Origin of the sequence: Colwellia sp. Bg11-12, from assembly GCF_014076955.1 — a bacterium.
Classification (GTDB): domain Bacteria; phylum Pseudomonadota; class Gammaproteobacteria; order Enterobacterales; family Alteromonadaceae; genus Colwellia_A.
Genome location: NZ_JACGUZ010000074.1, coordinates 21,117 through 32,550, shown reverse-complemented (window position 1 = coordinate 32,550; position 11,434 = coordinate 21,117). Strand labels below are relative to the sequence as shown.

At 37.0% G+C, this 11,434-nt stretch carries 7 protein-coding genes; 6 read left to right on the top strand and 1 reads right to left on the bottom strand.

Annotation, left to right across the window (positions count from 1 at the left end; genetic code table 11):
• Nucleotides 1-8 precede the first annotated feature (8 nt).
• The 5 genes from H4J39_RS12840 (at nucleotide 9) to H4J39_RS12820 (ending at nucleotide 6,766) form a co-directional block, all read left to right on the top strand.
• Complete coding sequence (locus tag H4J39_RS12840; protein ID WP_182228823.1) at nucleotides 9-1,046, top strand: zinc-binding dehydrogenase; 1,038 nt, start codon at nucleotides 9-11, stop codon at nucleotides 1,044-1,046.
• A gap of 304 nt (nucleotides 1,047-1,350) precedes the next feature.
• Nucleotides 1,351-4,239, top strand: a complete 2,889-nt coding sequence (locus tag H4J39_RS12835) for an EAL domain-containing protein (RefSeq protein WP_182228822.1) — start codon at nucleotides 1,351-1,353, stop codon at nucleotides 4,237-4,239.
• Between the two features lie 455 nt (nucleotides 4,240-4,694).
• Nucleotides 4,695-5,570: a LytTR family DNA-binding domain-containing protein gene (locus H4J39_RS12830; RefSeq protein ID WP_182228821.1), complete on the top strand. Its 876-nt coding sequence runs from the start codon at nucleotides 4,695-4,697 to the stop codon at nucleotides 5,568-5,570.
• Nucleotides 5,571-5,688: 118 nt separating this feature from the next.
• Nucleotides 5,689-6,507, top strand: a complete 819-nt coding sequence (locus H4J39_RS12825) for a CPBP family intramembrane glutamic endopeptidase (protein WP_182228820.1) — start codon at nucleotides 5,689-5,691, stop codon at nucleotides 6,505-6,507.
• A gap of 10 nt (nucleotides 6,508-6,517) precedes the next feature.
• A complete protein-coding gene (locus tag H4J39_RS12820; protein WP_182228819.1) occupies nucleotides 6,518-6,766 on the top strand; it encodes a hypothetical protein in 249 nt (82 codons plus the stop codon).
• Nucleotides 6,767-7,090: 324 nt separating this feature from the next.
• Here H4J39_RS12820 and rimO read toward each other — a convergent pair whose 3' ends face one another.
• On the bottom strand, nucleotides 7,091-8,545 hold the full coding sequence (gene rimO, locus H4J39_RS12815) for a 30S ribosomal protein S12 methylthiotransferase RimO (protein WP_182228818.1): 1,455 nt from the start codon (nucleotides 8,543-8,545) through the stop codon (nucleotides 7,091-7,093).
• Between the two features lie 530 nt (nucleotides 8,546-9,075).
• Here rimO and H4J39_RS12810 point away from each other — a divergent pair.
• On the top strand, nucleotides 9,076-10,797 hold the full coding sequence (locus tag H4J39_RS12810) for a hypothetical protein (RefSeq protein WP_182228817.1): 1,722 nt from the start codon (nucleotides 9,076-9,078) through the stop codon (nucleotides 10,795-10,797).
• Nucleotides 10,798-11,434: the final 637 nt, after the last annotated feature.

The window sequence follows — 11,434 nt, the reverse complement described above, 5'->3', positions numbered from 1 at the left end:
AGTTTTTTATGCTAGATATTGACATATTACCCAACATTGACTTACCTCAATCGATGCGAGCCATTGAGCTAGCAGAGCCAGGCGAACAGATTAGTTTATCTGACGTGCGCTTGCCTGTGCCTGAATGTAGCGAACACGAACTGTTAGTCAAGGTTGAATATGTTGGCCTCAATCCTATTGATGCTCACTTTGCTAAATCTGGATTTTCTAAATGGCAATATCCACATATACTCGGTTTAGATGCAGTTGGCACGGTAGTTCAAGCTAAAAAAGGCTTATTTCCAAATATAGGTGACCGTGTAATGTGGCATGCCAATATTGGAGAGCAAGGTGTACTTAGTGATTATGCCAAAGTGCCAAATTTTGCCGTTTCTGTTGTGCCTGAAAATGTCACAGCAAGTGAAGCGGCAACATTACCTTGTGCCGGAATGACCGCTTTAATCGCATTAGAGAAATTACAAATAGTACAAGGAGATACTATTTTAATTGAGGCTGGCGCGGGAGCCGTTGGGCAATTTGCTATTCAATTTGCAAAACAGCGCGGTGCTGATGTATTTACAACCGCTTCTAAGCATAATCACAAGTTAGTGAAAAAACTTGGAGCGGATGCCATATTTGATTACCACGACAAAAAACTCTGTGAGAAAATTCGCCGAGAATTAGGGCCTCAAGGTTTTGATGCGGTACTTGACTCTATTGGTGGTGATTCAACAATACGTAATATTGAACTGATGCGTTTCTGTGGTCGTATTGCCTGCTTAAGACCCTTACCTAATTTTGAGCAAGAACTGATGTTTAGAAAAGCGCCAAATATTGGCATTGTTTCTTTAGCAGGAGCTTGGTTAGCTAATAGCTTGTGTGCGCAACAAAAAATGAGTTTTATGAGTAATCAATTACTTGAAGGTCTGTCAAAAGGTACGCTTAGTGTGCCTAATGTGACCCTGATTGAATTTACTGCTCAGGATGTTTCTCGTGCTTTACATACACAGATAAAAGGTACTTTTACAGGAAAACAAGTCGTAAAAATAAGTGAACCTACACGTTAAAGCGTTAATATTACAACACGCCACCTTACTAAAATTAACGTTATCAGTCGCTCCTTACTATTAATAACTATGTACAAACTTACCCATCGCTAAAAATGAGACTTAACGTAAATTGTTAAGTCTTTTTTACGTAAATCAATCGACTTCTCAGTAGCTATATCACACGTCAAATCCTTCTTCGGCCCTTGCGATGAAACTAACAATAAATATCGAAAAAACAACTCATTCTGAAGATATCATGGTTAAATAAACATTCCCCAATGTAGATTTTGTGTATAAGAGCACATTAGGCTATATTCGTTAAATGATAAAAATACATTCAAATTACCAAAAACAAATAAAGCGCGCTATAAAGACGATATTGTTCTTTGTTATTATTTTTGTCCTAAGCTTATTTTCTTCCATATTCTATGAAATGAAAGGCATTGTTGGTTATCTCCCCCTTCATACACTTTTTGAATTTTTATCAATCATTATATCGGCAATGATTTTTGGCACCGCTTGGGTTCATATTGCTGACAATAAAAACCTGCGTAATTATATTATCCTTGCCTGTTCTTTTCTTGGTGTAGCGATACTTGATTTCTTTCATGTGTTCTCTTTTCCTAATATGCCTGCGTTAATTACGCCAAGTGGTCCAGAGAAAACCATTAATTTTTGGCTAATGGCTCGCTACTTTTCAGCCTTCAGCTTATTACTTGTTTCGTTACTTTCATGGCGAAATATTGCAACAAGGTTAATGCATTGGTCGATATTAGGTTGTACTTTATCGCTAGTCGTCATCCTCGTGATTGTTGGGTTATTTTTTCCATCATTAATTCCCAGCACCTATATTGAAGGACAAGGACTTACCCCCTTCAAAGTCATGAGTGAATATACTATTTTCGGACTTTATTTAACGGTTGGTCTCCGCCTTTTGTATTTAATGCGAACTAACCAGCCTTATGATGTTGTTAATTTATTTACCGCCGTGTGTTTAATGGCAATGAGTGAGCTCTTTTTCACACTTTATACTGACGTGACTGATGTATTTAATTTTTTAGGGCATAATTATAAAATTGTTGCTTACTTTTATATCTACAAAAGTATCTTTATCGCAAGTATTGTAAGGCCTTATGAGGAATTGTCGAAGTCGCGAAATTTATTAAGTACTATTATTGAAGCTATCCCAACAAGAATTTTTTGGAAAGATAAAAACTCTCGTTATCTCGGCTGTAATACAAAATTCGCACGCGATGCCGGAATGAATACCCCCGATGAAATAATTAATAAATCTGATGATGAGCTTGCTTGGCGTGACCTCGCGGCAAAATATCAATCGGACGACCAACATGTGATTGATACCGGTAAAGCAAAACTGAACTACGAAGAGAATCAATTAACGCCTAGTGGTGATTATATCTGGCTACGCACCTCTAAAACACCGATACATGGCGAAGACAACTGTATTATTGGCATGGTTGGTATCTATGACGACATTACTGATTGGCATCATTATCAAGAAAAAATTCAACTCGCCGCAAGCGTATTTACACACGCCCGAGAGAACATCATTATTACCGATACGGCGGGATTTATTGTTGATGTAAATGATACCTTTACGACAACAACAGGCTATAGCCATGAAGAGGCCATTGGACAAAATCCTCGCATGCTTAAATCAGGCCGGCAATCGCCCGAGTTTTATAGCAACATGTGGCAAGCGCTGATCGAAGACGGTCATTGGTACGGCGAGCTGTGGAACCGTCGTAAAAGTGGCGAAGTCTATGCTGAAATGAAAACCATTAGTGCGGTATACGACGAACAAGGTGTCACAACGCATTATGTTTCTTTAGGCAGCGATATTACTCCAATGAAAAAATATCAAAATCAAATAGAACATATTGCGCATTATGATTTACTCACTGATTTACCTAATCGCGCATTGTTAGCTGACCGGTTATCTCAAGCCATGTTGCAGTGTAAACGACATGCGCAGTCCCTCGCGGTTGTTTTTCTAGATTTAGACGGATTTAAACGTGTTAATGATCTTTATGGTCATGACATAGGTGATGAACTTTTGATTGCGCTTTCTGTTCTTATGAAAGAGGCATTACGAGAAGGTGACAGCTTAGCACGCATTGGTGGCGATGAATTTGTAGCCGTATTAGCAGACTTATCAGTCGTTGAAGATTGTGAACCTATATTAGAGCGTTTACTATTAGCAGCATCAGAGCCGGTAAAAGTTAGCGATCTTATATTAACGGTGTCAGCGAGTATTGGCGTAACACTTTACCCACAAGACAATGTTGATGCCGACTTACTTATGCGCCATGCCGACCAAGCTATGTATATGGCTAAAGAATTAGGTAAAAATCGTTATCATTTATTTGATACCGCTCAAGATGACGCGGTTAAAGTACAACGCGAAAACCTAGAGGCTATTCGTAGCGCATTAGACAATCAACAATTTGTACTCTTTTATCAACCCAAGGTTAATATGCGTACAGGTAAAGTCACTGGCGCTGAAGCCTTAATTCGCTGGCAGCATCCGATTCGAGGTTTATTAAGTCCGATAGATTTTTTACCTTTCATTGAAAATAACCCGATGATGATAGAAATGGGTGAATGGGTTATCGACACCGCACTAACACAAATCAGTCAGTGGCAAAAAATGGGACTGAGTCTTACGGTCAGTACCAGCGTAAACATTGCTGCAGTGCAATTACAGCAACCGAACTTTACTAAAAGACTAACCGCTTTGTTAGCAGCACATCCTGATGTAGATCCGCACTTTTTAGAACTAGAGGTTTTAGAAACAAGTGCCTTAGATGATGTAAGTCATGTTTCAGCGGTCATGAATGACTGCATAGCAATGGGTGTAAGCTTTGCCTTAGATGATTTTGGTACTGGCTATTCATCCCTCACTTACCTTAGACGTTTACCCGCCAATTTGATTAAAATAGATCAAACCTTTGTACGAGACATGTTGATTGATGATGATGATTTAGCAATTGTTGGAGGCGTAATAGCGTTAGCGAAGTCATTCAATCGAGAAGTAATTGCTGAAGGTGTAGAAACAATTGAACACGGTACTGCTCTGTTAAAAATAGGATGTGAATTGGCGCAAGGTTATGGCATTGCCAAACCGATGCCTGCCAGTGATATTCCTAAGTGGATTAAAGGTTGGAAGCCTGATGTCAGTTGGCAGTAATAAATAACCCGGTGAAATAAAGATAAGTAATGCAATAATCTTAGTTTTAGCCTTAATCTTATAATTATTGCATTATATTGATAGAGAAAACGTCACCTAAATAATTAACTTAACCCGTCTACATGTAGATATGGGTAAACAGAATGAAGACGTATCCAAACGCCCTCTTCGCTAATTCTTCACCTAATAAATCGCCAAGAGAACGTTTGATGAAGTAATGATTAATAAATTATTTTTACAGAAAATAAACCAAAACCCTCAATCATTATCAACATTATTTACCATAATAATTAGCGCTGATTGATGACTTCTAAGACTGCCTACTTAGCTTCGCATTACCATGAAGATAAACTTTACTCATGATTTTAATCATATAAGTTTCTAAAAACACCTGCATAAAGTCGTTAATATATGCTATTTTCCTTATCCGTTTTATTTCAAAAGACTTTTAAATAATGAATCTGTGGCTGAAGGATGATTTAACATCTAGAAAAATAATGATCCAGCGTGCGGTACTTTTTTCCACAGTTACCCTGTTCGTCTTATTTGTGTTTCAACCTTTTGGCACTAATAATCATGCTATTCCCTATAAATTTCTTAGACTCTCTGGATATGGTTTGGTTACATTTTGTGCTCTGTTGTTATCTGGGGCATTAGAAATAGTTTCAACTCGCCTGAAGATCAACAATAAATTCCGCTTGATAGTTATTCCTTGTATTTATATTGGCACTGTATCCGTGTTTAATCATAGCTATTTTGTCGTTGCAATCTTTGGAAATTGGTATTGGCAAAATCAATTTCTATTTGTTTTATATACATTAGCAATAGGGATTTTTCCCATAATTTTTATTTACCTTATTAATCACCATGCAAGAAAAACAACTTTGGTGCCCCAAGTTATTGAAGTCGAAAACACAATAAATAATAACAAAGAAACTTTAGCTAATATTGAGCCTAAACCATCTCAGCTATTAACCTTAACTGGCGAAAATAAAGGCGACAAAATACAAGTAGCGTTATCTCAGATTTTATATATAAAATCAGCTGATAATTATTGTGAGCTTGCTGTTTTTAATGACAAAATCATCAGTCATCAATTATTACGTAGCTCACTCACAAGTATATTAAAACAACTACCAAAAAAATCACTGGTGCTCCGCTGTCATCGTTCTTATGCGGTAAACTTGGCATTAGTCGAAACTAGTTCTGGCAATGCTGGTGGTTTGAAATTAGTAATGAATACTGTTGGTGTTACTGTCAATGTTCCTGTATCTCGAACGTATGTCGGCACTATAAAACAAGCCTTGTTGTTAGTCCCAAAAGCTTGTTAATCCTCCCTACATCTTGTTATTAATACCTTTGCTTGGAATTTATCCCTAACTAATCGCTATTAAATTGAGTGTTCGTCATGCTTAACTTGAAATTTAAACTTTAGTTAAGAAGGCATATATGAATAACAATATTAAAGCACTGATAATGATAGCCACCTTTATATTCTGTCACTATGTGATGCGATATTTTTGGGGCGATGGTTGGAGTGAAGCTTTATTAGCAATGGATCAGCAATCTTATCTTCTATTTACGCCAGCAAAGTATCTATTTATATACGGTCCCTTAGTGTTGGTTGCAGCGTTGTTATTTAAACAGATTGAATTAGCAGAAATTTTAGGATTAAAGGTTGAAGGTTTTAAAAATTACTTTTTAGCCGCTGTATTGTGCTGCTTACCAATGACCGTAGGTTACGCTTATTTAAGTAGTGAGCTAAACCTTGCTCTGTCGGGAATAATAGTAGGTTCGGTATACGCAGGAGTATTCGAAGAAATTCTTTTCAGAGCTGTATTATTTGGGGTTTTATTTCGGTATTGCGGTTTGGGATTTATTCCCGCAGCTTTAGTGAGTTCAGTCATATTTGGTATGGGGCATATATATCAAGGGCATGACGCACTTTCTGCCTTTGCGTCTTTCGCTGTGACTTCTGTTGCAGGTACTTGGTTTGCATGGTTGTTTTGTGAATCAGGTTATCGGATTTGGTTTCCTTTATGGATGCATATTTTTATGAATGCAGCTTATGGAATATTCGGCATGTCAGGCGGTGCGGCCGGAGATCTAGAGGGCAATATATTTAAAGCCAGCTCAATAATTTTAAGTTTGGTTTACATCCACCTGCTTGTTCGCCGAGGCAAGAAGCGCGAAATAACTCGTGCGTCATTATGGAAAAATAAATCAGTTGAAGGTTCACAATATTCACTAACTACTCGATGTACCTAGGAGATTAACTATGTTTGAATTATTTTTAGTTATGATGGCACTAACATCGCCGATTTTAATCACTATATTTGTTCGTAATTACTTTAATTATAAATCGGAGATCAATCAAAAGTTGTTAGCTTTACAAAAGGAAAGTGATAGTAATACTGCCTTATCAACGAAGAAGACTGTAGATATATTGATTGATAGAGTGATCGTACTTGAAAAAATTGTTACTAATAGCAATATCGACTTGAGTCGAGAAATAAATAAATTATGATTATTTCAATAACTATTACGATAAATATCGGGGCTATTTAGTCATAAAGTGTCCTTGAACCATACACCATTGTTAGTACTACATGATAGTTGATTAAAATATTATAACCTTATGAATGGTTTGTCGATTTGCGGAAAAAGTTCCAGCTTTTAAAACAGACAAAGCATTGAAAGACGCTATTAACGTTTAATTTCCACCAAACGCTTTCAAATACAAAAAAGCCCAGCTTAATTAAAGTTGGGCTTTTTTTATATGGGATAAAACATAACTAAGGTTAAATTACATCAAGCTTACTAAAGCAAAGTAAAAGCTTAGTGAATAAAATTAATCTTCAGCTTCGTCGTCAACTCTAACACCCCAAACATCATGTTCATCGGCATGAATTATTTGAACCCACATTAGATCGCCAGGCTTAGCGTCATAATCATCAGACAAATACACTTTACCATCAACTTCTGGGGCGTCCATGTAAGAGCGTCCAACAATACCAAGGGCACTCACTTCATCAACAAGAATTAAATATTCTTGGCCAATACGTGCTTGTAGTTTTTCCGCGCTTATTCTCGCTTGTACTGCCATAAAACGCTGTAAACGTTCTTCCATAACTTCAGGAGAAATATGGTCAGGTAAGGCATTAGCCGTAGCACCTTCAACCGGTGAGTATTTAAAACAGCCTACACGGTCTAATTGAGCTTCTTCTAAGAATTCTAATAATTCCTCAAACTCTTCTTCTGTTTCACCCGGGAAACCAACAATGAAGGTTGAACGAATAACTAACTCTGGACAAATCTCACGCCATTTAGCAATACGCTCTAATACACGGTCTGAACTACCAGGACGTTTCATTAATTTTAGAATACGTTTATTCGCATGCTGAAAAGGAATATCTAAGTAAGGCAGTATTTTACCTTCCGCCATTAATGGAATTATTTTATCTACATGTGGATACGGATAAACATAATGAAGACGGATCCAAACGCCCCGCTTGGCTAATTCTTCACATAACTGCTGCATGTGTGTTTTAACCGGCATACCATCCCAAAAATCAGTTTTGTGCTTAACATCAACGCCGTAAGCAGACGTATCTTGTGAAATGACTAACAATTCTTTAACGCCAGCATCAACTAAACGCTTTGCTTCACCTAATACATCGCCAATAGGACGAGAGTCTAAGTCGCCACGCATTGAAGGAATAATACAGAACGTACAACGGTGGTTACACCCTTCAGATATTTTTAAATACGCATAATGCTTAGGCGTAAGTTTAACGCCTTGTGGCGGTACTAAATCAATAAATGGGTTATGAACAGGTTTTGCAACGTGCTTGTGCACTTGCGTTAATACTTCATCATAAGCATGAGGCCCTGTAACACCTAAAACATTGGGATGTAATTCGATGATTTCGTCTTTCTTAACGCCTAAACAGCCAGTAACCAATACTTTACCGTTGGCAGCAAGTGCTTCACCAATAGTATCAAGTGATTCTTGTACTGCGCTGTCAATGAAACCACAAGTATTTACAATCACAAGTTCAGCATCATCATAGCTATTTGTTACATCATAACCTTCAGTACGAAGTTGAGTTAAAATGCGTTCGCTATCGACAAGATTTTTTGGGCAACCCAATGAAACGAAACCAATTTTAGCCGCTTTAGAGGGCTGTTGACTATTCACTTGCTGTTCAATCATCTTAGACGGAATGTCTAACGTGGTTGTTTGGCTCTCGGCTGAATTACTGCTTTTTTTAGTTGCTTGTGGGTCGAATTGTTCTACGGTCATACTGTGCCTCAACTTGCTCTTTATTTTATTACGGTCGTGCTACTGGTGCTTTTACTCATATTTTATTAAAGATAAAGAGCAGCGTTATAAATAGTGATTTTACGGCCTTTAGTGCAAATTCAGGTTTTTACTCTAAAGGCTGTTGTTTAACAGCGCGAGATTATACAGGAAAGATGTTTCAAGTGGAAAGTATTGACAATCATATACAAACTATTCGCCATACATCGCATGCTTGATAATAAGTTAAGTTACTTTTATTTATAACTCATTAACATAGTGACCTAATAAAACAAATACCAATGAATTTAATCATTATTCGAATGAAAATTAATGGCTAAATTAACTGTTCATCACGCATTAGTACCAAATCACCGGGTTAGTTTTGATATTTTATTTTTGTGTCGATTTACATTATACGTAGATGTGAACGCCCCTTGAAACATAAAAAACACACCTATGCAACATTACAGTAGCATCTTAGAAAAAAATAGTTTAAAATTTTCTAACAAGTTAATTAATAGGGATATTTTATGCTTAAATTTTTTATTGTACTAACCACACTAGCGCTTACAGCCTGTGGAGGAAGTAGCGAAAGTTCGTCTTCCGCCGCTGCTCAACCACCTGTTGCTCAACCACCTGTTGCTCAACCACCAAAAATCAGCTTAACATCGCTGACTAAAGCATTTAAAAGCAGTGAAACTGTTTCGATTAAGGGTAGTGCCACATCTCCATCAGGTGAAGCCCTAACCATTTTATGGGCGCAAACATCAGGACAATCTGTTGAACTTATAACCCCTAATAGCATAGATGTTTCATTTATTGTGCCTGAAAAGATAGATAACAACCTTGTCACGCTTGAAATGTTAGTCACCGACGCATTGGGTTTAACAGATAGAAAGTCGATTGATGTTGAAATATATTCTGATCTTGTCGTAGAGCAGCCTGAAAATGTGCGTTTCAATGATATTGATTTTTCTTTAACTGTTGAAGGTGGTAGTAACATAGCAACCTCATTTACAAGTACCGATGACAGTATTATAAGTGTAGATACCAACGGCTTAGTTTCGGTCATGTATGTTGGCGAAGCAACCATAGCGATTGAGCAAGCTCAAAATGGCTTGATACCCGCATTATCAAAAAACATTAATGTTGTTGTTAATAAAGAACAATTAGTACCAATAACGGTGACTAACTTAAACCTCTATTATGGTGATATTGAGGCAGTGATTGACATTGCTAACGAAAACCCAGCAGAGTATAAAATAGAGACAGCCAATCCCTATATTGTTAGAAAACCTACCTCGAATAATGTAATGAATAATTCCTCCTCCCTATCGGTTAGTATTCAAGGTGAAGGCGATACAACTGTTCAACTTACCAAGCTTGAAACGGAAACCGCCGAAGAAAGTATCACCAATGTAGAGGTAATGGTTAACTTTGCGGATTTTAATGAACCGCGAAACACCGCCCCCATTTCAACACATGATGTTAATGGGCTACAAATGAGATATGAACAAGGTGACACTATTGAGTATAAATATTCAGCACGTTTGATTAACACCACCACAGATAGAGAGCAGTGTGGTACTTATTGGAATGACGTCATTGAGCTTGATAGCTTAAATAGGCCCTATAGCTTCGAAGATAAAGAATATTGTGTGCAACCTGGAGAGCAAATAGATTTACCCAGTGGCACTTTTACAATCACTCAAAAAAATGAGAGTAATTCTGACATTAGTTGGGAGAAAACACCCGTACAGAATTTACCATTTTCACAGGCTTTTATTAATACCAGGTGGGCTACTTGTCAGTGGTCAAATAGTCGAGAAACTTATATAGCCTATTTAAATAACCTTGCTTTTTACAGTGGCAATTTTACTTGTGGTTTTATGTACCATAATGAACCTTTAATGTTCCGTGCACAATCTGAAGATAACAGCTCATATAGCTTAATAACGTCAACATTTAGTGACTTGCTTCCTGTAAGTTACCTTGAATCAAATGATGATGGTGAAGAAGTAAATGTACGAGCTAAAAGAACAACACTTAGCTCTCACAGAATAAATTATAATACGGCCACTGATGAAGTTCGCTCTGAATCTAAAGACTCTTGTGAAGTGTGGCATAACCCAGAAATAGGCCCCGTAAAAATCATTTGTAATGACTCTGATAAAGGTTCATACATTGATGAACGTCGTGGGCACCCAATTATTGAATTAAGAATCGATATTGTTGGCGTAACAGCAAATTAATTAATCAGTACTTGTCAGCTTCGTTATGCGTCGCTGACAAACTCTCTTTTTTACGGCTCTGTTTTATTCAATTAATAGCCCCTATATTATTTAACACGACTTACTGATGTCTCGTCATTTCCGAGAAAACATTTAATTTATTGTTATGATTCGAATATACCCTTGCATTTATTACCGTTCCCCTTACATCAATATTCGCCAAAATAGCTGTTTATAACAGCGTCTAAATACGTTTTATAATGCCAAGAACTTATATAACCTATTTTTGCGCCATGATTTGATTCTTATCTTAGAGCTATTTATTTATTCATATTGTGAATAGACATCACTTGTGAGATTTCGATACATGGAATGAGATTGAGATGTTTTATGCAATATTCACTATTACCACATTGCTGACATAAGCATCAGTTAACTAGAATTGAGTTCAGATTATATTTTTTATCGATAACGCCGTTTTAAACGGCGAATAATTATTGGCTAAAATGCGAAGCAACTTGGAACCCAGCCAACAGTTATGAGTCCGACTGGAAAACTGAAGTGGTCAAGTAAAATCGGTCACAGTTTTGTAGTTTAGCCAATACTTTCACTCTGACTCATTTGGGCTTGGTCTCAGTATCATTCTCAGTTATATTAT